We start from the raw sequence: 25,054 nt of genomic DNA on the forward strand, positions 1-25,054 counted from the left end.
GGGCCCGTCCATGTCGGGGCCGCGGCCCCCGGGCGGGACGCGGCGCGGCCCCTGGCCGTTGCCGAGTAGGCGGCGGGGCAGTGGGCTGGTGGCCTCGGGCCCTCCCCTGCCGGGCCGTACGGGACGCCCGCCAGAGCGGGACGGGCCGTCGGGACGCGGACGGCCCGACGCGGAGGACTCAGGGCGCGGCGGGCGGCCCGACCCCGCGGTTCCCGTGGTGGCCTCGGGACGGCCGGCCCGCCCGTCGGGTCGTCCGGCCCCCTGCGACCGGCCCTGGTCCTTGGCCCGGCCCGGCCCGTCAGGCCGTCCGGACCCCTCGGACCGTCCGGACCCCTCGGACCGCCCCGAACCGTCAGTACGCCCGGAGCCCCCGGAACGGCCGGAACCCTCAGTACGGCCGGAACCCCCAGGGCGGCCGGAACCCGCGGAACGCCCGGAGCCCTCAGGGCGTCCGGAGCCCTCGGGACGATCGGCGTCGCCTGGCCGCCCTCCCGAGCCGCCGGGCCGCCCAGAGCGCCCCCCGGAACCGGAACCGCGCCGGGGCCCGCCGGGGCCGCCCCGCCCGCCCCCGGAACCGCCGCCGGGCCCGTTGCCCGGCCCGTTGCGGCCCGGCCCCGGGGGACGGCCGCCGCCTTCTCTCACGGCCTCGCGACCTCCGCCTGCGACGCCTGAGCCTCGGCGCCCACGGTGTTCTCCTGCCCGGCGGAAGCGCCCTTGCCCTGCCCCTCCGGAACCTCGAGGAACTCCGGATTGGTCGGGTCCTCCTTCATGCCTTCGACCTTGGCGCGATCGGAGAGCACCTGCGACTGGGAATTCAGCATGACCTCGGTCTTCTTGTCCTCGGCCTGCTGGTGCAGCAGCTCGGTGGACTTGCGCAGGTCGTTCGCCCTGAAGGAGTCCTGGGCGAGCACGAGGTTGAGCAGCAGCAGGCTGACCAGGCCGCCGCACAGCAGCCCGACGACGAGCAGCACGAACGGGGCCCGCGGCGCGTTGCGCGGCACCGACGCCCGCCGCGCACCCTCGGCGAGCCCGCCACCGGCGGCCGGCCTGGTGGCAGCGCCACGCCGCGCCGGCCGGGGCGCGGCGGGGCGCCGCACGGTCTTTCCGGGCCTCGAAGGCACGGTGCGTTCTGGCCTCGAAGGCGCCGAGACCCCGCGCGCCGCGCGCGCGGGCCTCTCGCCGACGGCGGTAGCGCCGTAGCCGCTGCCGGTGTCTTCGGTGATCTCCTTGTCAACGCTCATTCCGGCTCCCGGATCCTCTCTGCAGCCCGCAACCTGGCCGAGGCAGCGCGCGGGTTGCGCGCGACCTCCTCCTCGTCTGGGAGCTCGGCTCCCCTCGTCACCAAGCGGAACCTCGGCTGGTGGGCCGGAAGCGGGACGGGCAGCCCAGGAGGGCTGGTGTCCCTGGTTCTCGCGGTGAGGACCTGCTTGCTCAGCCGGTCCTCCAATGAGTGGTAGGAGAGCACGACCACGCGCCCCCCGACCGCCAGGGCGTCGAGGGCCGCGGGAAGCGCCCGTTCGAGAGCGGTCAACTCCCCATTAACTTCGATACGTAACGCCTGGAAAGTTCTTTTTGCGGGGTTTCCCCCGGTTCGTCGGGTCGCGGCCGGGATCGCCTCACGGACGATCTCGGCGAGACGCTTGGTCGACGTGATCGCGCTCTCGGCGCGCTCCCTGGCGAGGAAGCGCGCGACGCGGGACGCGAAGCGCTCCTCGCCGTAGTCGCGCAGGATGCGGGTCAACTCCCCCTCGGAGTAGGTGTTGACCACCACGTCGGCCGTGAGCTCCTGCTGTGGATCCATCCGCATGTCGAGCGGGGCGTCGTAGGAGTAGGCGAAGCCGCGCTCGGCCTCGTCGAGCTGCGGGGAGGAGACGCCCAGGTCGAACAGGACGCCGTTGACCCGCGGGAACCCCGCCCGCGAGAGCACCTCGGGAAGCTCGTCGGAGACCGCCCTCACCAGGGTGACGCGCCCGGAGTACGGCGCGAGGCGCGCGGTGGACCGCTCGATGGCGGTCGGATCGCGGTCGATGCCGATCAGGTGAAGGTCCGGATGCGCGGCCAGCAGGGCCTCGGCGTGACCGCCCAGGCCCAGGTTGGCGTCGACGAGCACGGGACTCGGACCGGCGAGCGCGGGAGCGAGGAGCTCCAGGACGCGGCGGAGCATCACCGGAACGTGCCCGCCCGGCTCGGCATGATTTTCGACATGCATGGTCAAACCCCCTTTGCCGCAATGGTTGTGTCTGCTGACCCCGGGACACTACCTGCTCGCGGATATGCGGCTTTTGTACCGTCTTGTCGCCGGTGGGCTCTCGCCCCACCCCTGTCGACGGCTCGTCCGGCCAGGTCCCCATCCGCGTCCCCTCTTCGGGCCCCGCCACCTGACACCGGGGAAGGTGCATCAGCTGGCGGCGGCGCCGTGGTGACCGGGAGCCTTCCCGGCACCGTGGGAGCGGGTGGAGACCTCGCCGAACGACGTCTTCACCGACGAGTCGACCGTTTCAAAGGACTCCTGGCAGCACCTCCTCCGACAGCTCGGAGAACGCCTGCTCTTGGTCGGCCAGGTAGGTCTCCCAGGCCGTCGCGTCCCAGATCTCCAGCCGCGTGTTGGCCCCGATGACCGCACAGTCGCGCCGGAGGCCCGCGTATTCACGCAGGCTCTGGGGAATGGTGATCCGCCCCTGCTTGTCGGGCGTCTCGTCGGAAGCACTCGCGAAGAAGACACGACTGTAATCGCGGACGGCCTTGGCTGTCACAGGCGCGGTGCGCAGCGCATCGGTAATGCGCTGGAACTCCTCCACGGGAAATACGTAGAGGCACCGCTCCTGGCCCTTGGTGATCACAAGACCCTCCGCCAGCTCCTCACGGTACTTCGCCGGCAGGAACAGTCGTCCTTTCTCGTCCAGACGCGGTTGATGGGTGCCGAGGAACACCGGCCCCACCTCCCGTGCCATGTGGAACGGCTGGCGCATGGACCCCAGCCCCTCCACTGCGCACCACCATACTCCACTTCTCCCCACCGTCAACTGATTCAAACGGTATTCGACCGGGGTTGCGTTCGCGTTTACGCAGGTCAGAGGGGGTGGAGCGGAGTGGAGCGCCCGAGGCCCCCCGCACACGCGCACGGGCGTGTCGGCGCCCGCCCTTGACACGCTTCGGCCGCCCTCGCGGGGGATGCCGAGAAAGGGGGTCCGCCGGTGGGGGAAAGTGGGAGGCCGCACCACGCCCGACGTCGCCTTATGTCACCAGATTCGCACCTTGGCGCGACGAGAACATGACCCCGCACAAGAACACTGAGGCTGTTCATCCGAAATATGACGGAAAGTCGCCCGGGAACCCGCGGCATCGTAGTGTCGGTAAGCACAATGAAGAAGGAATCGCAAAGCCCCCCGCATAACGATCCCGGCGCGGGGCTGCCGCACCCTCATGGAGGCCCAGTGGGAATAACCCACGATGTCGGACAGGAGCTGGAAGGTCTGGTCGCCACGGCGCATCGGATCCGTGAGGCGATCGAGTCGGTGATCGAGGGAAAGGGCGACGTCGTCCGCCTGACCCTCACCGTGATGCTGGCGGAAGGGCACCTCCTGATCGAGGACGTGCCCGGCGTCGGCAAGACGATGCTGGCCAAGGCATTGGCGCGGTCCATCGACTGCCCGGTGCGCCGCGTGCAGTTCACCCCCGACCTGCTCCCCAGCGACATCACGGGCGTCAGCGCCTTCAACCAGCAGTCACGCGAGTTCGAGTTCAAGCCCGGCCCTGTCTTCGCCAACATCGTGGTGGGCGACGAGATCAACCGAGCCTCTCCCAAGACCCAGTCGGCGCTGCTGGAGTGCATGGAGGAGCACCAGGTCACCGTCGACGGCACGACGTACCACCTCGAGACGCCGTTCATGGTCATCGCGACCCAGAACCCCATCGAGATGGAGGGCACCTATCCCCTCCCCGAGGCCCAGCGCGACCGCTTCACCGCGAGGATCGCCATGGGCTACCCCGAGGCCGCCGCCGAACTGGAGATGCTCGACGTCCACGGCGCCTCCTCGCCGCTGGACAAGCTGGAGCCGGTCGCGACGACCGCCGAGGTGCGGGCCCTGATCGACGCCGTGCGGGCGGTCTACGTCTCCCAGTCCATCAAGAAGTACGCCATCGACATGGTCACCGCCACGCGCCAGTCCCCCGACCTGCGCCTCGGCGCCTCCCCCCGCGCCACGCTCCACCTCGTGCGCGCCGCCCGCGCCCACGCCGCCCTGTCGGGCCGCGACTACGTCATCCCCGACGACCTGCAGGACCTGGCCGTCCCCGTGCTCGCGCACCGCCTGCTCCCGAGCCTGGAGGCCCAGGGCCAGCGCCGCCGTCCCGAGCACGTCATGGCCGACCTCGTGCGCCGCGTCCCCGTGCCCGAGAGCCGGGAGAAGGGGTTCGACGGGGCGGGATCGCGGCGGTGATAGCGGGGCTACGGGCGCTCACCTCGCGCGGCAGGTCGTTCCTCGCCTCCGGCACGGCCGCGCTGCTGTGCGCGCTCGCCCTCGGCGAGCACGACCTGCTGCGCGTCAGCGTGCTCGTCATCGTCCTGCCGCTGCTCGCGGCCCTCGTGGTCGCGCGCACGCGGTACCGCCTGAGCTGCGCCAGGCGGCTCGACCCGAGCAGGGTGGCGGTCGGCTCCGACAGCACGGTGACGCTCCGGCTGGAGAACGTCACCCGGCTGCCCACCGGCCTGCTGCTCATCGAGGACACCGTTCCCTACGCCGTGGGCACCCGCCCCCGGTTCGTCCTCGACCGGGTCGAGTCGCGCGGCATCCGCGAGATCGACTACAAGGTCAGGTCCGACCTGCGGGGCAGGTTCCCGATCGGGCCGCTGTCGGTGCGCATCGCCGACCCCTTCGGCCTGGTCGAGCTCACCCGGGCGTTCAACACGACCGACACGCTGATGGTGGTCCCGGAGGTCGTGCCGCTCCCGCACATCCGGCTCTCGGGTGAGTGGACCGGCGGCGGCGACAGCCGTACCACCAGCGTCGCGGCGGCCGGGGACGACGACATCGGGCCACGCGAGTACCGCCAGGGCGACGACCTGCGCCGGGTGCACTGGCGCTCCACCGCCCGGTACGGCGAGCTCATGGTGCGCCGCGAGGAGCAGCAGTGGCAGAGCCGGGGCGCCCTGCTGCTCGACACCCGCAGGCACGCCCACCGGGGCGAGGGCCCGAGGTCGTCCTTCGAGGTCGGGGTCTCCGCCGCGGCGTCCATCGGGGTCCACCTGGCCCGCGAGAGCCTCGGCCTGCGACTGGTCACCGACCAGGGCGCCCACCACCTCGCCGACGGCGGCACGGGCACCTCCCTGCTCGACGCGCTCGCCGTCGTGCGGCAGAGCACCGCCCGCTCGCTGGAGTCCGGCATCACGGCGCTGCGCCAGGGCGGCGGCGACGGGCTCATCGTCGCCGTGCTCGGCGACCTCGACGCCGAGGAGGCCCACGCGCTGGCCCGGCTGCGCCACGGCGGCGTCACCGGCGTCGCGGTCATGCTGGACGTGCGGACCTGGCAGCAGACCCCCTCGCACCATTCCGCCGTGGACGAGTCGTACGAGACCGCGCGCGCCGTGCTCGCCGGCTCTGGCTGGCGCGTCGTACGGCTGCCCGCGGGCACCTCGCTGGCGGAGGTCTGGCAGGACGCCGCCCAGAACAGCAGGTACACGGGGCCGCAGGACACGATCACGGCAGGAGACGCGGCATGAGACTCCCGATCGCGGCGGGCCTGGCCACGGCCGCGGTGTCGATCACCCTCTACCCGCTGTTCAGCGGGGGCTCCTGGTTCTGGACCGGGATGGGCGCGATCGCCGTGGTCACGGCCGCCTCCGCCCTGACCACGCGCCACACGGTGCCGAGGTGGCTCGGCCCCCCGCTGGAGCTGGTCCTGCTGTGGATCTACCTGACGGTGGTCTTCGCCGGGGACTACACATGGGCCTGGGTGATCCCCACCAAGGACACGGTGCTGGCCCTCGCCGACCTCACCCGCGCCGGGTTCACCGACATCCAGCAGTACGCCGCCCCCGTGCCGTCCAACCCGGGGATCTCCCTGCTCACCGCGGGTGGCATCGGCCTGATCGCCCTGCTGGTCGACCTGCTCGCCGTACGGGCGCGCCGCGCCGCGCTCGCGGGGCTGCCGCTGCTGGCGCTGTTCACGGTGCCCGCGGCGGTGATCTCCGACCCCATCGCGTGGCCGGCGTTCCTCATCGGGGCCCTCGGGTTCGTGGGCCTGCTCACCGCCGACGGGCGCGAGCGCCTCAGCCACTGGGGCCGCGCCGTCCTCGTGCGCCGTTCGCGCGGCGCCGGCGCCAGGGTGCAGACCGACGCCGCCCCGCTGTCGCTGGCCGGCAAGCGCATCGGGTTCGCGGCGATCGCCCTGGCCATCGGGCTGCCCGCGGCGTTGCCGACGCTCCAGCCCAACCCGCTGTTCGGCTTCGGGGTGGGCTCCGGCATCGGCGGGGGCGGCAACACGATCACGATCCCGAACCCGATCGCGAGCCTGCGCGGCCAGCTCACCCAGCCCGACAACGCCACCGTGCTCACCTATACCAACAGTGACAACATCCCGCGCTACCTGCGCATGTACTCGCTGGACACCTTCGACGGCGAGCAGTGGACCATGTCGCAGCCCAAGGGCCGCCCGGAGAACCGCGTGTCAGAGGGCCCGCTGCCCTCTCCCCCCGGCCTCTACCCGACCGTCCCCGTCAAGCCCGTCACGACCCAGATCAAGGTCAGCGGCGACGTCGAGAAGCTCAGCTTCCTGCCTCTGCCCTACCCCGCGTCGCGGGTGCGGGTGGAAGGCGACTGGCGGGCCGACGAGAGCACTCTGATGGTCTTCTCCACCCACGACACGGCCGGCGGCGAGACGTACGACGTCGCGAGCGAGGAGCCCCAGCCGACGCCGGAGGGCCTGAACGGGCTGACCGAGGTGCCCTCGCCGGACATGGACGAGCGGTACCTGCAACTGCCCCCGGACCTGCCCCCGCAGATCGCCGCCACGAGCGCCCGGCTGGTCGACGACTCCGACACGCCGTACCAGAAGGCGGTCAAGCTCCAGGAGTGGTTCACCGCCAACGGCGGGTTCACCTACAGCCTCCGCACCCAGGGCAACGGCAACGAGGCGCTGCTCGACTTCCTGAACAGCCGCACGGGCTACTGCGAGCAGTTCGCCGCCGCCATGGCGGTGATGGCCCGGCTCCTCGACATCCCCGCCCGCGTGGGAATCGGCTACACCGGCGGCTCCTTCATCGAGGGCGAGTGGCAGGTCCGCACCCACGACCTGCACGCCTGGCCTGAGCTGTACTTCCAGGGAGCCGGTTGGCTGCGCTTCGAGCCCACCCCCGCGGGCGGCCTCGGCCAGGCGACGGCCCGCGTCCCCGACTACTCGCGCCCGCCCGTCTCGACGGCCGCGCCCGGCGACGGGGCGACAGCGAGCCCGACGTCGGACCCGTCCGCGACCGACCTGGCCGACACCCTGGCCGGCAGGAAGCGGGACCCCCGTGACCCCGACGCCGGCCTGTCCGTCGACCCGGTCATCGTCGACCAGGGCCTGTCCGTGCCGGCGAAGATCGGCATCGGTCTGGCCGTCCTGCTGCTGGTCGTGCTGATCCCCGCGGCCGCGCGGGCGGTGACCCGGTATCGGCGCAGGCACGCCTGGGCGCTCCAGGAGCCGCCGGAGCCGCCGGAGTCGCTGGAGGCGCGCGCGAGCGCGCACCGTCCGGAGACGGCGGAGCGTCTCGGGCACGCCGTCCACGCGACCTGGCGCGAGCTGATCGACACCCTGCACGATCTCGGGCTCGGGCACGAGGCGAGCGAGACCCCGCGCGCGCTGGCCAGACGGCTCACCGAGAAGTACGAGCTGGACGCGGAGACCGCCGCCTCGGTCGCGCGGATCGCCTCTGCCGAGGAGCGGCTGCGGTACGCGCCCTCGCCGGGACCGGTCGGCTCGCTGGCGGCCGACATGCGGCGTGTGCGCAGGGCGCTCACGGCGACGGTGTCGCGCGGGCGGCGGCTGCGGGCGACGTTCCTGCCTCCCTCGACCCTGCTGAGGGTGCGGGGGGCGGGCGAGAAGGTGCTCGACGGGTTCGACAGGCTGGAGACGCTCCGGCTGTGGCCGCGCCGCGACCGGTCCGAGCCGCCCGCCGGGCAGGCGGCCGAGGAGCGCGTGCTCACCGGCTCCCGCGAGCGCTGACCCCGGGCGGGCCGGCTCACCGGTCGTACGAGCCGGCCCGGCCCGCTCTGGATCGAGCGGTGGCCGGCGGCCCGTGCCTCCGTGCCTCATGCCATGAAGCCGTGCCCCCTTGCCTTAGGGGCACGGCGGCACGATCGACGACATCAACGGTGTCCGGCCGCGGGGACGGCCGGCACCCACGGCGGCGGTCGGCCGCCGTGACACGGCTCAGCGCTCGTCGCCCCTGCGGCGCCAGCGCTCCTCCATGCGTTCCATGAAGCCGGGCCGGTTGGCACGCCGCCTTTCCGGCTGCCCCGGGGCACCCGGCCTGGCTTCACCGCCGAACCCGTTCATGCGTTTCCAGCTGGACAGACCCCACAGACACGCGGCGAGCATGACCACGAAGCCGCCGACACCGAGTGGGATAATCGGTGCCACGACGCCGACCATCAACAGGACGACACCGAGGACAAAGCCGATGGAGGCTTTCACCAGGCGACGCTTGTAGTGGTTGCGTGGATCACTGATCCGAACGGTATTGGCCCACTTCGGGTCCTCGGCGTAGAGGGCCTGCTCGATCTGGTCGAGCAAGCGCTGCTCGTGCTCAGAGAGCGGCACGGCGCCTCCCAAGGACGGCCCCTTGACGGGGAAGACGGCAACGGGCACCACAGGGTGTCCGGACCTCGCGGTCGGTTATCCCCAGAATACGAGGCTGTAGACGTAGGCGAAAGAAAACGTCCAACGTAGACCAAACCGGAGGTGACGTCATAGATCTATTCCATCAAACGGAGGCCGAACGAGCGAGGCCGGGCGGACGGCTTCCGGGCCGAACCTCCGCATCGCCTTGTCCATGGCCATTTCGGCCTCCCGCCAGCCTGTTTCGCGCTCGCCGAGGCCGAGCTGGCGCGTCGCGGTGCCCGCCGGACGGAGGTTCTCCACCCTCACACCGACCAGGCGGAGGCGCACGCGATCGAGCCCGGCAGCCCCGTAAAGGTCGCAGGCAGTGGCATATATCTCTTTCGCAACATCTGTCGCCTCGCGGAGGGTGCGGGAACGGGTGATCGTCGTGAAGTCGGAACGGCGGAGCTTGACGCTGACGGTGCGGCCCACGTGACCGCCGCCGCGCAGCCGCGCGGCGACCCGCTCGGACAGCCGGAGCAGCTCGCGGCGGATGGCCTCGGGGTCGTCCACGTCGTGGGAGAAGGTCTCCTCGGCGCCGATGCTCTTGTCGGGGACGTGCGGGGTGACCCTGCGATCGTCACGGCCCCAGGCGAGGGCCGCCAGATGCGCGCCGACGGCCCCGAACTCGCGCTGAAGGGTCGAGGGTGGCACATGGGCCAGATCGCCCACGGTCTTGATGCCGAGCCGCACCAGGGCCTGCTCAGTGCGCTCCCCGACGCCCCACAGGGCCGCGACGGGGAGCGGATGGAGGAACTCCACCACCCCGGCGGCGGGGACGACCAGGAGCCCGTCGGGCTTGCAGTGCCGGGAGGCGAGCTTGGCCACGAACTTGCTGCTCGCCACGCCCACCGAGCAGGTGATGCCGTGGCGCTCGGCGACCTGGGCGCGGATCAGCGCGGCGATCTCGGCGGGCGGCCCAAGCCTGCGCAGGGCCCCGCCGACGTCGAGGAAGGCCTCGTCGGAGGCGATCGGCTCGACCTCGGGGGTGATCGCGTGGAAGATCTCCATCACGCCCTTGGAGACCGCGGAGTACTTCCCGTGGCTGGGCGGGATGACCACGGCCTGCGGGCAGAGGCGGCGGGCGCGCGTCATCGGCATCGCCGAGTGCACTCCGTACGCGCGCGCCTCGTAGGTGGCGCTGAGCACGACCCCGCGGGCACCGGTGGCCCCGATGATCACCGGGGTGCCCTTCAGCTCGGGACGGTCGAGCAGCTCGACGCCGGCGAAGAAGGCGTCCATGTCGACGTGCAGGATCGGGCACCCGGTGTCGTCGGCCAGCGGCGCCCGGCCAGGGCCATGACCCTGCCCTGGCTCCGACCGCAGGACCTGCTTGCGCGACACAGGGCAATCCTAACCGAACAGGCGTTCTACCAGTGGCTCGCGGCGGCGGCCTCCGCCCGCGGCGCTCATCGGTGACCGAGAACGTGGAGCTGGGTGGCGATGTCGCGGAGCACGGGATGGGCCGCGGCGGCCTGCTCCAGCGCGATCAGCGCCTGGGCCGCCCCCGGCTCGCCGTCGAGCAGGCGGCCCGGCACGAGGTCGGCGAAGACGCGCACGCCCCTGGCCTCTCCGGGCGTGAACCCGGCGGCCGAGAGCAGGCCCGCGAGCGCTTCGCCGCTGAACCTGCGGGGCGTGGGGTCCTGGTCGCCCCACCTGCCGGAGGGATCGGTGAGCACCTGCCTGGCCTCGTCGAAGTGGCCGGAGAGCGAGCGGTGGATCGCCGTGGCGACCGGGTTGGCCGCGAGCACGCTGACGACCCCGCCCCGCCTCAGCAGGCCCGCGACCGCCGACAGCGCGCTCTCGGGGTCCTCGACGTACTCGAGGACGCTGTGGCACAGCACCAGGTCGGCGCACCCGGGCTCCAGCAGGTCGCGCAGGTCGGCGGTGTCGCCCTGGATGCCCTTGACGCCCACCCCCGCCTCGGCGGCCCGCCGCTCCAGGCCCGCCAGCGAGTCGGGGCTGGGGTCGACCACGGTGACCGCGTGGCCGAGCTCGGCGAGCGGCACGGCGAACCCGCCGGTGCCGCCTCCGGCGTCGACGATGTCGAGCCGCTCACGCCCGGTGGCGCCCTCGCGCTCGGCCAGCACGGCGCGAAGCGCTTCCCAGACCACGGCGGTGCGCACCGCCGGGGAAGTGGCCGCCTGGCGTGTGGCGCCTTCGGTGCGCAACTTCAGCTCGCCTCCTTGAAGCATGTCGGTCGGCCCCAGCCTACGCCGGGCGCCCCCCGAGCCGCGGCCGCAGGCGGGTCAGAGGGCGAGGGACGGCTTGAGCTGCTTGAAACGGGCCAGCAGGCCGTTGACGAACTGCGGGGACTCGTCGGTGGACAGCTCAGAGGCGAGATGGACCCACTCGCTGATGACCACCGCCTCGGGAATGTCAGGGACCCACAGCAGCTCGTACGTGCCGGCCCGCAGGAGATTGCGGTCGACGGCGGGCATGCGGTCGAGGGTCCACCCCTCGGCGTAAGTGGAGATCAGCTCGTCGATGCGCGACCGGTGACGGTTCACGCCCTCGACCAGCGTCGAGGTGTACTCGTTGACCGGCGGCTCCGCCCGCTCGACGCGCTCGGCCAGCACGTTCGCCGGAGGCTCGCTGCGCAGCTCGGCCTCGAAGAGGATGTCCAGCGCGCGCCTGCGCGCCTTGCCCCGAGCCGACACCTCAGGCCCGGCCGAGGTACTCGCCGGTGCGAGTGTCGACCTTCACCCTTTCGCCGGTCGTGATGAACAGCGGAACCTTGATCTCGGCGCCGGTCTCCAGCGTGGCCGGCTTGGTGCCGCCGGTGGAGCGGTCGCCCTGCAGGCCGGGCTCGGTCTGGGAGACCGTCAGCTCGACGGCCGCCGGAAGCTCGATGTAGAGAACGTTGCCCTCGTTGACCGCCACGGTCGCCAGGGTGTTCTCGAGCAGGTAGTTGGCGGCGTCGCCCACGGTCGCCCGCGAGACGTTGAGCATGTCGTAGGTCTCGGTGTCCATGAAGACGAACTCTTCGCCGTCCATGTAGGAGTACTGCATCTCGCGCTTGTCGACGTTGGCCACCTCGACCTTCACGCCGGCGTTGAAGGTCTTGTCGACCACCTTGCCGGAAAGCACGTTCTTGAGCTTGGTGCGGACGAAGGCGCCGCCCTTGCCCGGCTTGACGTGCTGGAAGTCAACCACGCTCCACAGCTCACCACCGTCGAGCTTGAGCACCAGGCCGTTCTTTAGGTCGTTGGTCGTCGCCACTCGTTTTCTCCTGCGTCGTCATGGTCGCGCTCGCTCGGCCGCCGTCCTGCGGTCACAGGATCAGCAGCTCCTTGGTCGTGCGGGTGAGGAGTTCCGGCCCGCCGGCGCGCGTCACGAGGGTGTCCTCGATCCGGACGCCGCCCCTGCCTGGCAGGTAGACGCCGGGCTCGACGGTGATCGGAACCCGATCCTCAAGTCTACCGGCACCCGCAGGACGCAGAAACGGGTCCTCGTGGATCTCCAGGCCCACGCCGTGCCCGAGGGGGTGGACGAAGCGCTCCCCGTATCCTGCGCCCTCGATCACCCCGCGCGCGGCGGCGTCCACCTCGCCCAGGCCGGCGCCGGGCGCGAGCGCGTGCCGCCCGGCCCGCTGCGCCTCGCGGACCAGGTCGTACAGCTCCCGCTGCCAGTCCGATACGCCGCCCACGGCGACGGTCCTGGTCATGTCGGCGTGGTACCCCTCGTACAGCGCGCCGAAGTCCATCGTGACCAGGTCTCCGCGCTCGATCGGCCGGTCGGAGGGCGAGTGGTGGGGTATCGCGCCGTTCGGCCCGCTCGCCACGATCGTGTCGAAGGCCGGCCCGTCGGCGCCGAGCTCCGCCATGCGGGAGTCCAGCGCGCGGGCCACCTGCTTCTCGGTCATGCCCGGCGCGATCGTGCCGGCCACCTCGGTGAAGGCCCGGTCGGTCAGGTCGCACGCGGTGCGCAGGGCCTCGATCTCGGCCTCGTCCTTGACCACCCGCACCCGCTCCACGAGCCTTTCGACGGCGGGCAGCTCGCCGCCGAGGCTCTTGTACTTGGCCACGGACATGTCGTGCGCCTCGATGCCCGGCCGCCCCGCCGCCTTCACCAGGGCGCCCGCCACGTCGCCCTGCTCGATGACCTCGACGCCGGAGCAGACGCGGCGCGCCGTCTCGATGTAGCGGGAGTCGGTGGCCAGCACGGCGGACGCGTCGTCCCGCACCAGCACGGCGGCGTTCGAGCTGACCAGCCCGGTCAGGTACCGCACGTTGACGCCCCGGGTGACCAGCAGCGCGTCCACGCCCTGCTCGGCCAGCAGTGCGGCGAGCAACGCACGCCGCGATTCATGAATGACGGACATGTCCCAGACTGTACGGCCTGACCGGTGCCGCCCGCCGGAGCCGCCGGCTCGCGCGTGAGGGGGGTCACTCGGGCTTGGCCTCGCCGGTCCTGGACGAGCGCAGCGGCAGTTCGCGCAGGAACAGCACCGCGAGGAAGCCCAGCACGGCCGCGGGGAGGGACGCCAGGAACACCGCCTGCATGGCCCGGGTGAAGGCCTCGATCACGATGTGCTGGAACGCGGGCGGGAGGTGGCCGATGGCCTCGGGGGTGCCGAGGTTCAGCCCGCCGCCCGGCGGCACGGGGATGTGGCTCGCCGACAGCATGCCGGTGATCTCGTCCCGTACCCGGTTGGTGAGGACGGCGCCGAGGGCGGCGACCCCGACCGAGCCGCCGAGGTTGCGGAAGAAGGAGATGCCGGACGTGGTCACGGCCATGTCCCTCGGCTGGGCGGCGTTCTGGGCGGCGAGGATCAGCACCTGCATGCTCAGGCCGAGGCCGACGCCGAGGACGGCGATGTCGGCGCCGATCAGCCAGCGGCTTGAGTCGGTGTGCAGCAGGGAGAGCAGCGCCGTGCCGACGGCGACCAGGAGCAGGCCGGCGACCGGGAAGATCTTCCAGCGGCCGGTGCGGGTGACGATCCGGCCGGAGCCGATCGAGGCGACGAGCAGGCTCACGACCAGCGGGGTGGTCATGATGCCCGACATGGTGGGGCTCATCCCCTTGACGATCTGCAGGTACTGCGGCAGGTAGATCATCACCCCGAACATCGAGACGCCCACCAGCAGCGACGCCGAGCCGGCGAGCACGAAGGTACGGTCGCGGAACAGGCGCGGCGGCAGGATCGGGTCGGCGGCGCGCCGCTCGGCGAGGGCCGAGAGGCCGAACAGGACCGCGGCGGCGGCGCCCAGCCCGTAGGCCCAGGCGGAGTTCCACGCGAACTCGTGGCCGCCGAAGGAGAGCATCAGCATCAGGGCGGAGGCCCCGCCGGTGAGCGTGAACGCCCCCCACCAGTCGATCCGGGCGTCGCGCGGGTCGTGGTCGAACCTGAGCACCTTCTGGACGACGGCGAACGCGACCACGGCCAGCGGGACGCAGACGTAGAAGCACCAGCGCCAGCCGAGCCAGGAGGTGTCCACGAGGAAGCCGCCCAGCAGGGGGCCTCCGACGGTGGAGACGCCGAACACGGCGCCGATGTAGCCCGAGTAGCGTCCCCGCTCCCTCGGCTCCACCACGTCGCCGAGGATCACCTGCGTTAGCGCGGACAGGCCGCCGGTGCCGAGGCCCTGCACCGCGCGGGCGGCGATGAGCGTGCCCATGTTCTGCGATAGCCCGGCGATCATGGAGGCGGCGACGAACAGCCCGAGGGCGACCTGGAACATGCGCTTGCGCCCGAACAGGTCGGAGAGCTTGCCCCACAGAGGGGTGGAGGCGGTCATCGTCAGCAGCGTGGCGCTGGCGACCCAGGAGAGCTGGTCCTGGGCGCCGAACTCGCCGACGATGGTCGGAAGAGCGGTGGCGACCACCGACGTGGAGATCATCGCGGTCAGCAGGGCGAGCATCAGCCCCGACATGATCTCCATGATCTCGCGGTGGGTGTAGGTGCGTCGTTCCCCTGAATCGCCGTGCGCGCCCGCTAAGGCATCATCCTGCACTACCACCACAGGCCCCCAAAAATCGATGTCTTTACCAAGGTTTTGTAGTAGGCGCTTGTTTACCTGTCAAACAACTACACTGCGTCATATAGGGCGAAAAGGGGGTATAGGTGGTTGCTTTGGCACAGGTACGTGACCGTGAGGCCACAACGCGGCGGATCCTCGTGGCCGCCCGGCACCTGTTCGCCGAGAACGGCTACGACCACGTGACCGTGCGCATGATCGCGGCGGCCGCGGAGGCGAACGTCGCGCTGATCAACCGCTACTTCGGGTCCAAGGCCCGGCTGTTCGCCGAGGTCCTCGCCGGCGAGTCGACGATGGAGTCCGTCATCGAGGGAGACCTCGACCTGCTGCCGCGGCGGCTGGCGGCCCACATGGCCCACCGGCTGAGCGCGGGCGCCTCCGACCCGATCGTGCGGGTCATCGACCGCGCGGGAACGAGCCCGGAGATCAGGGCGGTGCTGCGCGCCAGGGTGGAGTCGGCGATCGCGGGGCCGCTCGGCGAGCGGCTGACCGGGCCGGGGGCCGAGGAGCGCGCGTTGCTCGCCGCGTCGATCATCCTCGGCGGAGGGTCGCTCCGCCGCGTGCTCGGGGCCGACTCGCTGCGCGGAGCCGACCCCGCCTACCTGGAGGAACGGCTGACGGCGATCTTCACCGCCTGCCTTCTCCCCTGAACCGGCCGGGTCAGGCCGCCAGGTCCTTGACCTTCTCGACGAGCTTGAGGCGCTCCTCGTGGGTGCCGGCGACCGGGTTGACGTTGATCGTGGTGACCCCGGACTCCTTCAGCGCCGCGAGACGGTCGCGCACGAAGCCCTCGGAGCCGATCAGCGACATCTTCTCCAGCAGCTCCATGGGCACGAGCGCCGCGGCCTCGTCCTTCTTGCCTTCGAGGTAGAGGTCCTGGATCTGCTCGGCCTCCTTCTCGTAGCCGTAGCGCCGGGCGAGGTCGTTGTAGAAGTTCCTGCCCTTGGCCCCCATGCCGCCGATGTACAGCGCGGCCATCGGCCTGCCGAACTCCAGGTAGCCGGAGACGTCGTCGCCGATCGCCAGGGTCGCCTGGGCGATGACGTCCAGCTCGCCGAGCTCCTCCGCCCGCTTCGCCCTGCCCGCGGCCAGCGAGGCGCCCCACACGTCGGCGGCCTTCTCGGGCACGTAGAAGATCGGCTCCCAGCCCTCGGCCAGCTCAGCGGTCAGCTCGACGTTCTTCGGGCCGATGGCCGCGACCACGATCGGGACGCGCGGGCGCACGGGGTGGTTGATCAGCTTGAGCGGCTTGCCGAGGCCCGTGCCCTGCTCGGCGGGCAGCGGCACGGTGTAGTGCCTGCCCTCGTGGGTCAGCCGCTCGCGCCGCCACACCTTGCGGCAGATCTCGATCACCTCGCGGGTGCGGCCCAGCGGGGCGGTGTACGGCACGCCGTGGAAGCCCTCGATGACCTGCGGGCCGGACGCGCCGATGCCGAGCACGAAGCGGCCGTCGGAGACGTAGTCCATGCCGGCCGCCGTCATGGCGAGCAGCGTGGGCGTGCGCGAGTAGATCGGCAGGATGCCCGAGGCTATCTGCAGCCGCTCGGTCTTGGCGGCGATGTAGCCCATCTGGCTCACGGCGTCGAAGCTGTAGGCCTCGGCGACGAAGACGATGTCGAGCCCGGCGCTCTCGTAGTCGGCCAGCTCCGCCACGGTCTCCTTGAAGCCTCCGGCGTAGTTCAGGGCCATGCCGATGCGCATCCCGCGTCCTTCCCGTCCAAGGCAGACCGAATGATGTTCCGGTAAGTGCACGGCCAGGCTATCGAGTCGCCTCGTCGCGGCCAACCCCAGGTGCCACGTCCCCCTCGGCCCGCCCGTCGCGCCGGGACGCCGCCGCGGTCCCCGAGAGCCGGACGAGGTCGTCCTCGGTGTCGATGTCGGCCGGATCGCCCACGTCGTCGCACGGGACGAGCGTGACCAGGCCCGGATGCGCCCGCAGGAAGGGACGAGCCCCGACGTCTCCGACCGCGAGCCTGCCCACCTCGCCGAAGTGCTCCCTGCCGATCAGCACGGGGTTGCGCACCGCGCCGCCGTAGGTCGCCGCGGCCACCGCCGCGCCGCCCCGCCTCGCCTCGATCAGGCGGCGCACGGCCTCCGCCCCGATGAGCGGCTGGTCCACCAGCGCGATCACGACGGCCCCCGCGGACAGCGGCAGGGCGTCCAGCCCGACGCGCAGGGACGAGCCCATGCCGGTCGCCCAGTCGGGGTTGCGCACGGCCACCGCGGCGCGGACCTGCACGGTGACGGCTCCGAGTACCACGACCACCGGGTGGCAGCCGCCCTCGTGGAGCAGCCGCGCGCCACGGTCGACCAGCCGCTCGCCCTCGAACTCCACGGCCGCCTTGGGGGTGCCGAGCCGGGAGCCCCGCCCGGCCGCGAGCAGCAGCCCCGCGCATCCCGATCGGGCGGGCGCGTTCACCGGCCCGCCCGGCCCGCGCCGCCGTCAGGGGCGTGCTCGTCCCTGCCGCCCATCCCGTGGATGCGGCCCCTGGTCTCGGTCAGCGCCCTCCCCGACCCGCCCCAGCGGAGCTGGATCAGCTCGGCCGCGATCGACACCGCGGTCTCCTCCGGGGTCCGCGCGCCGAGGTCGAGGCCGATGGGCGAGCGCAGCCGCGACAGCGCCTCCTCGGGCAGGCCCGCCTCGCGCAGCCGTGCCAGCCGGTCTTCATGGGTCCTGCGCGACCCCATCGCCCCGACGTACCCCGCTCCGGTGCGCAGGGCGACCTCCAGCAGGGGCACGTCGAACTTCGGGTCGTGGGTGAGCACGCAGATGACCGTGCGCTCGTCGACGTGGGCGGTCGAGAGGTAGTCGTGCGGCCACTTCACCACCACCTCGTCGGCGTCGGGGAAGCGCTTGGCCGTCGCGAAGACCGGGCGGGCGTCGCACACCACGACGTGGTAGCCGAGGAACTTGCCGACCCTCGCGACCGCCGCGGCGAAGTCGATGGCCCCGAAGACCAGCATGCGCGGCGGCGGGGCGAAGGACTGGACGAAGACCGAGAGGTCGTCCAGCCGCCGCTCGCCCTCGGGGCCGTAGCGGCGCACGCCGGTCAGGCCCTGGGCGAGCATGCCGCGCGCGTCGTCGTCCACGGCGGCGTCGAGCCTCGGGAGCCCGAGCGAGCCCGCCGCGCGGTCTGCCCACATCACCCTGCGGGCGCCCACGCGCCCCGGCCCGGACAGGATCGTCGCGACGGCCACCGGCTCGTGCCGCCGCACCGAGCCGGCGATCTCGCCGAGCTCTGGGTAGGTGTCCCTCGACACCGGCTCGACGAGGATGTCGATGATGCCCCCGCAGGTCAGGCCGACGGAGAAGGCGTCGTCGTCGCTCACCCCGTACCGCCGCAGCGCCGCGCGGTCCTCCCGCACGACCTCCTGCGCCAGCTCGTACACCGCGCCCTCGACGCAGCCGCCCGACACGCTGCCGACGGCCTCGTCCCCGAACACGGCCATGGAGGCGCCGGGCGGCCTCGGCGCGCTGTGGAAGGTGTCGACCACCGTGGCGAGGCCGAACCGCTCGCCCGCGGCCCACCACCGCACGATCTGCGACAACACATCACGCATGAGACAGCCTTTCAGCGAGCTCCTCGAAGGCGGCCAGGCTGTGCCCGGCGACGAAGGCTCCAACGTAGGGCAGGGCCGCGCGCATCCCGCCGGTCAGCGGCTCGTAGCCCTCGTGGCCCTTGTGGGGATTCACCCAGATCACCCGGTGGGCGAGCCGCGACAGCCGGGCCATCTGCCTGCCGAGCAGGGAGGGGTCGCCCCGCTCCCACCCGTCGGAGGCGATCACGACGACGGCCCCCCGCGCCCGCGACCCCTGGTCGAGGAACTCCTTGAGCTCCTCGCCGAGCCGGGTGCCGCCGTTCCAGTCGGGGATGGCGGCCGACACCTCGCGCATCGCCGTGCCGGGGTCGCGGTGGCGCAGCTCGGCGGTGATGCGCGTGAGCCGGGTGCCCGCGCTGAACACCTCGGTGGCGCGCGGCTCGCACCGCACCAGCACGTGGGCGAACCGCAGCATCGTGTCGGCGTACGGTGCCATCGACCCGCTGACGTCGACCAGCAGCACGACGCGGCGCGGCCGCGCCCGGTGGGTCCTGCGGCGCAGGCGGGCCGTCTCGCCGCCCCTGCGCAGCGTCTCCCTGATCGTCCTGCGGGGGTCGAGGCGGCCGCGGTGGGCCGGGGTGAACCTGCGGGAGCGGCGCCGCTCCCTGCGCGCGCGCATGATGGCGAGCAGCCGGTGGATCTCGGCCAGCTCGGCGGCGGTCATGCGGGCGATGTCCCGCCGCCTGAGCACCTCGGTGCGGCTCGCGGTCGCGGGCTCGGCCTCCTCGTCCCCGTCCCCGTCCTCGTCCGGCCCGGCTCCGTCCAGGGAGACCGTGTGCCGGGTGACGGTCACCACGGGCGGCGCGGCGCGGGCGGCGCGGGGCCGCTCGCCGCCGAAGTAGGCGGCGAAGCACCGGTCGTAGCGGGGAAGGTCGTCGGGGCCCGCGCACAGGGTGAGCCGTCCGGCCCAGTAGACCGCGTCGCGGCCGGTGACGTCGAGGTGGCCGGCCGCCCGCAGGAGGTTCTGCGTGCGTTCGTGGTCGGCGGCGACCCCGGCCGCCCGGAGCGTGCGGGCGAAGCCGGTCAGCGTCGCGGTGAGGCCGTCCGCGCCGGGAGGATCGGCGACCTGGAACGCCGGATGGTCATCCATGGCGGAGAAGCCCGTTCTTGAGCACGGCCTCCTGGTCCTCGCGGTACTTCAGCACCGCGCCGAGGGTCGCCGCGGCCAGCCCGGGGTCGAGGTCGCGGGCGCCGAGGGTGAGCAGCGCCTCGGTCCAGTCGAGGGTCTCGGCGACGCCGGGCGGCTTGACCAGGCCGGCGCCGCGCAGGCGCTCGGCGGCGCGCGCGACCTGGCCCGCGAGGACCTCGGTGCACTCGGGGAGCCGGCGGAGCAGGATGGCGACCTCGCGCTCGAACGCCGGGTGCTCCAGCCAGTGGTAGAGGCACCGGCGCTTCAGCGCGTCGTGCACGTCGCGGGTGCGGTTGGAGGTCACGATCACGACCGGAGGGGTCTTCGCGCTGATGGTGCCGAGCTCGGGAATGGAGATCGTGAAGTCGGACAGCACCTCCAGCAGGAACGCCTCGAACTCGTCGTCGGCACGGTCGATCTCGTCGACCAGCAGCACGCTCGGCTGGGTCTCAAGGGCCCTGAGCAGCGGGCGGGCGATCAGGAAGCGCCGGTCGTACAGCTCGCCCTCAAGGCGCACGGCGTCGCCGGCGCCGGTCGCGCCGGTGGCCTCGGCCGCCTTGAGGTGCAGCAACTGCCGGGCGAAGTCCCAGTCGTAGAGGGCCTGCGCGGCGTCCAGCCCCTCGTAGCACTGCAGGCGGATGAGCGGCGCGCCGAGGACGGCGGCGAGCGTCTTGGCCAGCTCGGTCTTGCCGACCCCGGCCTCGCCCTCCAGGAACAGCGGGCGGCCCATGCGCAGCGCCAGGAAGCACGCCGTCGCCAGCCCCTCGTCGGCGAGGTAGGCCTGCGCATCGAGCAGCTCGGCGAGCCGGCCCGGGGTTTCGATGTCAGACGCCCGCAGTGTCCTGTGCAACACCCCCTCAGATTACGCGGCACCGGTGGCACGCGGCTGCGGCCGAACTCGCCAATCGAACTCGCCGAAAGGACCCGGCGGTATGAAGCCGGGGACAAAAACCTATTGACTTGGTAGGAAATGGCGTTAATTATGCGATGGACGCCGCACCGCGACAACCCCCCTGCGAGGTTCCCTCGATGCCCACCCCCGCACTGGACGTTCAGGCGGCACGCGAGCCCACCCGGCCCGCCGTACCGCCGGTGACACCCGACCGACCCCCACGCCCGAGGTCCGCCCGCGCGCCGGGCCGCTCCAGGGCCTGGCGGCGGTGGATCAGCCCCCTGGCCGTCGTCGCCGTCTGGCAGATCGCGAGCGGCACCGGGCTGCTGTCGGAAGACCTGCTCGCCGGTCCCACCACGATCGCCGCCACCACGGTCGACCTGGTCACCAGCGGCACCCTCCCCACCGCCATCGCCGTCTCGCTCCAGCGGGTGGCCGCCGGGTTCGTGCTCGGCGGGATCGCCGGAGTGCTCCTCGCGCTGGTCGCCGGGCTCAGCCGGGCGGGCGAGAACGCCGTGGACCCGCTCATGCAGATGCTCCGCGCCCTGCCCTTCTTCGGGCTGATCCCGCTGTTCATCCTGTGGTTCGGCATCGGCGAGACCCCCAAGATCACTCTGGTGGCGCTCGCGGTCTCGTTCCCGCTCTACCTCAACACCTTCGCGGGCATCCGCGGGGTGGACGGCAAGCTGGCCGAGCTGGCGCGCACCCTGAGACTCGGCCGCGCGGCGCTGATCCGCCACATCGTGCTGCCAGGGGCGCTCCCCCAGACGCTGGTCGGGCTGCGGCAGAGCCTCGGCGTGGCCTGGCTCGCCCTCATCGTGGCCGAGCAGGTCAACGCGGACGCCGGGCTCGGATACATGATCAACGACGCCCGTGAGTTCCTCCGCACCGACGTCATCGTGGTCGGGCTGCTCGTCTACAGCGCGCTCGGCCTGCTCACCGACGCCCTCGTACGGCTGCTGGAACGGAGGGCGCTCTCATGGCGGCGCGGCTTTCTGGGCGAGTAGCCGGGGTGCGGGGCCTGACCCGCCGGTTCGGCAACCGCACCGTGCTCGACGGGCTGGACCTCGACATCCGGGGCGGGGAGTTCATCGCGCTCCTCGGGCGGAGCGGGTCGGGCAAGTCGACCCTGCTGCGCGCGCTCGCCGGGCTCGACCCCGGCGTGGACGGCGGCCTGGAGGTGACCCCCTCGGTCGCGGTCGCCTTCCAGGAGCCGCGCCTGGTGCCCTGGAAGCGCGTGGAGGCCAACATCGCCCTCGGCCTCACCGCCACAGGCGCAAGGGAACGCGCCCGGCGGGCGCTCGCCGAGGTCGGCCTGGCCGAGCGGGCCGGCGCCTGGCCGCTCACGCTGTCGGGCGGCGAGGCCCAGCGCGCGAGCCTCGCCCGCGCGCTGGTCAGGGAGCCTGAGCTGCTCCTGCTCGACGAGCCGTTCAGCGCGCTGGACGCCCTCACCCGCATCACCGTGCACCAGCTCGTCCTGCAGTTGTGGGCCGCGCACCGCCCGGCCGTGCTGCTGGTCACCCACGACGTCGACGAGGCGCTGGTGCTCGCCGACCGCGTGCTCGTCCTGGACGAGGGCAGGATCGCCCACGAGGCCGTCATCGCCGCCGCCCGCCCGCGCCACCGCGACCATCCCGAGCTCCTTTCCCTGCGCACCCGCCTGCTCACCGCTCTCGGCGTGGCTCCGGAAGGACACCCCACCCCCGAACGGCCCGAAATCCCGGAGGCACAGCGATGACCACCACGACCCGCCTCACCCCGGAGGCGACGCGATGATCGGCAAAGCGGCCCGGCTGCTCGGGGCGTTAGGCGTGGCCGCGGTGCTCGCCGCGTGCGGGAGCACCGCGGGAGGGGGCTCCACCGGCTCCGCCTCCGGCGACTCGGGGGTCACCCTCAAGATCGGCGACCAGAAGGCCGGCTCGCAGGTGCTCCTGGCCGCCGCGGGCGAGCTCGACAAGCTGCCGTACAAGGTGACCTGGGCACAGTTCCCCTCCGGGCCCCCGCTGCTCGAAGCGGTGAACGCCGGGGGCGTCGACCTCGGCGCCGTGGGCAACACACCGCCGATCTTCGCGGCGGCGGCCGGCTCGAAGGTCGCCGTCGTGGCCGCCGACCGGCAGAACGTCGCGGGCGCGGCCATCGTGGTCCCCCCGGGGTCGGCCATCACGGCCCCCGCCCAGCTCAAGGGCAGGCGCGTCGCGGTCGCCAAGGGCAGCTCGGCGCACTACCACCTGCTCGCCGTGCTGAAGAAGGAGAACCTGACCTTCGACGACATCACGGTGAGCTACCTGCAGCCCGCGGACGCGCTGGCCGCCTTCACCTCCGGGCAGATCGACGCCTGGGCCATCTGGGACCCCTACACCTCCCAGGCCCGGCTGCAGAACAAGGCCCAGCTCCTGGTGGACGGCACCGGCTACGTCAACGGCTACAACTTCCAGGTCGCGGGCCAGGCGGCGCTCGCCGACACGGCCAAGGCAGGGGCGATCCGCGACTACCTCACCCGCCTGCAGCGCGCGAAGATCTGGGCCAACTCCCACCAGGCCGAGTGGGCCAAGGTCTGGGCCAAGGAGACGGGCCTGCCGGTGGAGGTCACGCTGGCCGCCGCCGGCAACCGGACCACCACCCCAGTGCCGATCGACGACGCCCTGGTGGCCTCCGAGCAGGAGATGGCCGACGCCTTCACCGCCGGCGGGCTGCTCCCCGGGAAGATCGTCTTCGCCGACTTCGCCGACCGCCGGTTCAACGACATCGTCAAGAAGGACACCTGAGCAATGTCTTCGAAGGATCTGAAGTTCCACTGGTTCCTGCCCACCTCCGGGGACAGCCGCGCGATCGTCGGCGGCGGCCACGGGCTCCAGCGCGGGCACGGACGGCCCACCGCCAGCGCCTTCCGGCCGCCCACCATCGACTACCTCGGCCAGATCGCCAGGTCGGCCGAGCAGCTCGGCTTCGAGGCGGTGCTCACCCCGACGGGCACCTGGTGCGAGGACGCCTGGCTGGTCACCGCCGCGCTCACCCAGCAGACCACGCGGCTGAAGTTCCTCGTGGCCTTCCGGCCGGGCTTCGTCTCCCCCACCCTGGCCGCCCAGATGGCCGCGACCTACCAGCGGATCTCCGGCGGGCGCCTGCTGCTCAACATCGTCACCGGCGGGGAGAGCACCGAGCAGCGCCGTTTCGGCGACCACCTGTCGAAGGACGAGCGGTACGCGCGCACCGACGAGTTCCTCTCCATCGTGCGCGGGGCCTGGAGCGGCACCCCGTACGACTTCGCCGGCGCGCACTACCAGGTGGAGGGCGCCAGGGTGGCCGAGCGGCCCGACCCGGTGCCCGAGCTGTACTTCGGCGGCTCGTCGGCGGCGGCGGGCACGGTCGCGGCGCGGCACGTCCAGACGTACCTCACCTGGGGCGAGCCGCCCGCCCAGGTGGCGGAGAAGATCGCCTGGGTGCGGGGACTCGCCGCCGGGGAGGGACGGACGCTGAGGTTCGGCATCCGGCTGCACGTCATCGCCCGCGACACCTCCGAGGAGGCGTGGGCGGAGGCCGGCCGCCTGCTGGACGCGATCGACCCCGCCGACGTGCGCACGGCGCAGCAGACGCTCGGGCGGAGCGACTCGGTCGGGCAGAAGCGCATGCTCGCCCTGCACGAGGGCTACCGGCGCGACGGCGGAAGCGTCCACGACCTGGAGGTCCACCCGGGCCTGTGGGCGGGCGTCGGGCTCGTGCGCGGCGGCGCGGGGACGGCGCTGGTCGGCAGCCACGCCGAGGTCGCCGACCTCGTCGAGGAGTACGCCGACCAGGGCATCACCGAGTTCGTCCTGTCCGGCTACCCGCACCTGGAGGAGGCCTACTGGTTCGGCGAGGGGGTGCTGCCCGAGCTGCGCCGCCGGGGCGTCCTCGACCGCACGGGGGAACCCGTCCGGCTCACCGCCTGACCTGATCACGCGTTTTCGAATGCGTACGAGGGAATTCCCGCCTCGGCCCCGGCGGGAATTCCTCTCTCAACTCCCGCTGTAAGGAACGTTTTTCCGCGCACATAATGCGCCGGGCGGTGGAATTTACCATGCTTCTCATGGTTTAACCGTTCGGGAGCGAGGATCGCCGTTCATCCAATTCATGAGGAACGGTCGCCGAAGGCGTATTCCAGCGGCGGGACGATCGCGCGGGCGTCCACGCCCGCCGGCCACATCGGGACCATGAGCGCCACCATCGCCGCCAGGAGCCCCGCGCGTTCCAGGCCGCCGCCGTCGACCGGCTCGTATCCGAGGTCGGCGACGAGCGACGGGCCGTGCCGCCCGGGTGATCCGCGGGACCGGATCGGCGGGATCGGCACCAAGGTGCTCACCGAGACACCGCGCCGGCTGGAGTACAACGGCCTGGTGTCCCGCCAGGCGTTCCAGGAGGCGCCGCCCCGCGTGGAGTACCAGCTCACCGGCCTCGGCCGCACGCCGCTCGGGCCGATCGAGGCCTTCGGGGAATGGGCGCACGAACACGGCGACGAGGTCCTCGACGCGCAGGACCGCGCCGAGGAGGCGGCACTCTACCCCCGGTAACACCCTTTTGGCGCGACAGAACAGCCGACCGGCAAGAAGAATTCGC

At 72.4% G+C, this 25,054-nt stretch carries 25 protein-coding genes; 9 read left to right on the plus strand and 16 right to left on the minus strand.

Annotation, left to right across the window (positions count from 1 at the left end; translation table 11 throughout):
* Positions 1–638 precede the first annotated feature (638 nt).
* From OG589_RS21600 to mraZ, 3 genes are all read right to left on the minus strand, one after another.
* Entirely contained in the window at positions 639–1,241 is a 603-nt protein-coding gene (locus OG589_RS21600) for a hypothetical protein (protein ID WP_405151708.1), read from the minus strand.
* Entirely contained in the window at positions 1,238–2,209 is a 972-nt protein-coding gene (rsmH, locus tag OG589_RS21605) for a 16S rRNA (cytosine(1402)-N(4))-methyltransferase RsmH (protein WP_405151710.1), read from the minus strand. Before rsmH ends, OG589_RS21600 begins: the two co-directional genes overlap by 4 nt.
* Positions 2,210–2,498: 289 nt before the next feature.
* The gene (gene mraZ, locus OG589_RS21610; RefSeq protein WP_358554804.1) at positions 2,499–2,930 is read right to left on the minus strand and encodes a division/cell wall cluster transcriptional repressor MraZ; all 432 of its coding nucleotides are present in this window, start codon (positions 2,928–2,930) and stop codon (positions 2,499–2,501) included.
* Positions 2,931–3,362: 432 nt separating this feature from the next.
* On the opposite strand from mraZ, the gene OG589_RS21615 reads away from it, so the two are divergent.
* From OG589_RS21615 to OG589_RS21625, 3 genes are read left to right on the plus strand one after another with little or no spacing between them, the layout of a single operon-like run.
* Positions 3,363–4,439, plus strand: coding sequence for an AAA family ATPase (locus OG589_RS21615; RefSeq protein ID WP_405151711.1), 1,077 nt, complete (start codon positions 3,363–3,365; stop codon positions 4,437–4,439).
* Positions 4,436–5,719, plus strand: coding sequence for a DUF58 domain-containing protein (locus OG589_RS21620; protein WP_405151713.1), 1,284 nt, complete (start codon positions 4,436–4,438; stop codon positions 5,717–5,719). Before OG589_RS21615 ends, OG589_RS21620 begins: the two co-directional genes overlap by 4 nt.
* Positions 5,716–8,202, plus strand: coding sequence for a DUF3488 and DUF4129 domain-containing transglutaminase family protein (locus OG589_RS21625; RefSeq protein WP_405151715.1), 2,487 nt, complete (start codon positions 5,716–5,718; stop codon positions 8,200–8,202). The genes OG589_RS21620 and OG589_RS21625 overlap by 4 nt, the downstream gene beginning before the upstream one ends.
* Before the next feature lie 207 nt (positions 8,203–8,409).
* Here OG589_RS21625 and OG589_RS21630 read toward each other — a convergent pair whose 3' ends face one another.
* The 7 genes from OG589_RS21630 to OG589_RS21660 all read right to left on the minus strand — a co-directional run bounded on the left by OG589_RS21630 (position 8,410) and on the right by OG589_RS21660 (position 14,744).
* Positions 8,410–8,799, minus strand: coding sequence for a DUF3040 domain-containing protein (locus OG589_RS21630; RefSeq protein WP_405151717.1), 390 nt, complete (start codon positions 8,797–8,799; stop codon positions 8,410–8,412).
* Positions 8,800–8,946: 147 nt separating this feature from the next.
* Complete coding sequence (gene dinB, locus OG589_RS21635) at positions 8,947–10,203, minus strand: DNA polymerase IV (protein ID WP_405151718.1); 1,257 nt, start codon at positions 10,201–10,203, stop codon at positions 8,947–8,949.
* A 65-nt stretch (positions 10,204–10,268) separates the two neighbouring features.
* A complete protein-coding gene (locus tag OG589_RS21640) occupies positions 10,269–11,054 on the minus strand; it encodes a methyltransferase domain-containing protein (protein WP_405151720.1) in 786 nt (261 codons plus the stop codon).
* Positions 11,055–11,108: 54 nt separating this feature from the next.
* The gene (gene nusB / locus OG589_RS21645; protein ID WP_405151721.1) at positions 11,109–11,519 is read right to left on the minus strand and encodes a transcription antitermination factor NusB; all 411 of its coding nucleotides are present in this window, start codon (positions 11,517–11,519) and stop codon (positions 11,109–11,111) included.
* A gap of 1 nt (position 11,520) precedes the next feature.
* Positions 11,521–12,081, minus strand: a complete 561-nt coding sequence (efp, locus tag OG589_RS21650) for an elongation factor P (RefSeq protein WP_405151723.1) — start codon at positions 12,079–12,081, stop codon at positions 11,521–11,523.
* A gap of 52 nt (positions 12,082–12,133) precedes the next feature.
* The gene (locus tag OG589_RS21655; RefSeq protein ID WP_405151725.1) at positions 12,134–13,183 is read right to left on the minus strand and encodes a M24 family metallopeptidase; all 1,050 of its coding nucleotides are present in this window, start codon (positions 13,181–13,183) and stop codon (positions 12,134–12,136) included.
* A 64-nt stretch (positions 13,184–13,247) separates the two neighbouring features.
* Positions 13,248–14,744: an MDR family MFS transporter gene (locus OG589_RS21660; RefSeq protein ID WP_405151726.1), complete on the minus strand. Its 1,497-nt coding sequence runs from the start codon at positions 14,742–14,744 to the stop codon at positions 13,248–13,250.
* A 191-nt stretch (positions 14,745–14,935) separates the two neighbouring features.
* Here OG589_RS21660 and OG589_RS21665 point away from each other — a divergent pair, with 191 nt between their 5' ends.
* Entirely contained in the window at positions 14,936–15,490 is a 555-nt protein-coding gene (locus OG589_RS21665) for a TetR family transcriptional regulator (protein WP_405151727.1), read from the plus strand.
* A 10-nt stretch (positions 15,491–15,500) separates the two neighbouring features.
* On the opposite strand, the gene OG589_RS21670 is transcribed toward OG589_RS21665, so the two are convergent.
* The 5 genes from OG589_RS21670 to OG589_RS21690 are packed head-to-tail and all read right to left on the minus strand — an operon-like array spanning position 15,501 to position 20,422.
* On the minus strand, positions 15,501–16,541 hold the full coding sequence (locus OG589_RS21670) for an LLM class F420-dependent oxidoreductase (RefSeq protein WP_405151729.1): 1,041 nt from the start codon (positions 16,539–16,541) through the stop codon (positions 15,501–15,503).
* Between the two features lie 58 nt (positions 16,542–16,599).
* Complete coding sequence (locus tag OG589_RS21675; protein ID WP_405151731.1) at positions 16,600–17,259, minus strand: NTP transferase domain-containing protein; 660 nt, start codon at positions 17,257–17,259, stop codon at positions 16,600–16,602.
* The gene (locus OG589_RS21680) at positions 17,256–18,401 is read right to left on the minus strand and encodes an XdhC family protein (RefSeq protein ID WP_405151733.1); all 1,146 of its coding nucleotides are present in this window, start codon (positions 18,399–18,401) and stop codon (positions 17,256–17,258) included. The genes OG589_RS21675 and OG589_RS21680 overlap by 4 nt, the downstream gene beginning before the upstream one ends.
* Positions 18,394–19,530: a vWA domain-containing protein gene (locus OG589_RS21685; protein ID WP_405151735.1), complete on the minus strand. Its 1,137-nt coding sequence runs from the start codon at positions 19,528–19,530 to the stop codon at positions 18,394–18,396. Before OG589_RS21685 ends, OG589_RS21680 begins: the two co-directional genes overlap by 8 nt.
* The gene (locus OG589_RS21690) at positions 19,523–20,422 is read right to left on the minus strand and encodes an AAA family ATPase (RefSeq protein ID WP_405151736.1); all 900 of its coding nucleotides are present in this window, start codon (positions 20,420–20,422) and stop codon (positions 19,523–19,525) included. Before OG589_RS21690 ends, OG589_RS21685 begins: the two co-directional genes overlap by 8 nt.
* Before the next feature lie 176 nt (positions 20,423–20,598).
* On the opposite strand from OG589_RS21690, the gene OG589_RS21695 reads away from it, so the two are divergent.
* The 4 genes from OG589_RS21695 to OG589_RS21710 are packed head-to-tail and all read left to right on the plus strand — an operon-like array spanning position 20,599 to position 24,390.
* Positions 20,599–21,468 carry an ABC transporter permease gene (locus OG589_RS21695; protein WP_405151737.1) on the plus strand — a complete coding sequence of 290 codons (870 nt, stop codon included), beginning with the start codon at positions 20,599–20,601 and terminating at the stop codon, positions 21,466–21,468.
* Positions 21,441–22,199 (plus strand): ABC transporter ATP-binding protein, encoded by a 759-nt coding sequence (locus OG589_RS21700; RefSeq protein WP_405151738.1) that lies wholly within the window; start codon positions 21,441–21,443, stop codon positions 22,197–22,199. The genes OG589_RS21695 and OG589_RS21700 overlap by 28 nt, the downstream gene beginning before the upstream one ends.
* 34 nt (positions 22,200–22,233) lie before the next feature.
* Positions 22,234–23,226: an ABC transporter substrate-binding protein gene (locus OG589_RS21705; protein ID WP_405151740.1), complete on the plus strand. Its 993-nt coding sequence runs from the start codon at positions 22,234–22,236 to the stop codon at positions 23,224–23,226.
* Positions 23,227–23,229: 3 nt separating this feature from the next.
* On the plus strand, positions 23,230–24,390 hold the full coding sequence (locus OG589_RS21710) for an LLM class flavin-dependent oxidoreductase (protein ID WP_405151742.1): 1,161 nt from the start codon (positions 23,230–23,232) through the stop codon (positions 24,388–24,390).
* 179 nt (positions 24,391–24,569) lie between these two features.
* Here OG589_RS21710 and OG589_RS21715 read toward each other — a convergent pair whose 3' ends face one another.
* On the minus strand, positions 24,570–24,800 hold the full coding sequence (locus OG589_RS21715) for a hypothetical protein (RefSeq protein WP_405151744.1): 231 nt from the start codon (positions 24,798–24,800) through the stop codon (positions 24,570–24,572).
* Between OG589_RS21715 and OG589_RS21720 the strand changes: the two genes are divergently transcribed.
* A complete protein-coding gene (locus tag OG589_RS21720; RefSeq protein ID WP_405151745.1) occupies positions 24,793–25,008 on the plus strand; it encodes a winged helix-turn-helix transcriptional regulator in 216 nt (71 codons plus the stop codon). The genes OG589_RS21715 and OG589_RS21720 overlap by 8 nt on opposite strands.
* The last annotated feature ends 46 nt before the right edge of the window (positions 25,009–25,054 follow it).

It is taken from the genome of Sphaerisporangium sp. NBC_01403 (assembly GCF_045040145.1).
Lineage (GTDB): Bacteria > Actinomycetota > Actinomycetes > Streptosporangiales > Streptosporangiaceae > Sphaerisporangium > Sphaerisporangium viridialbum.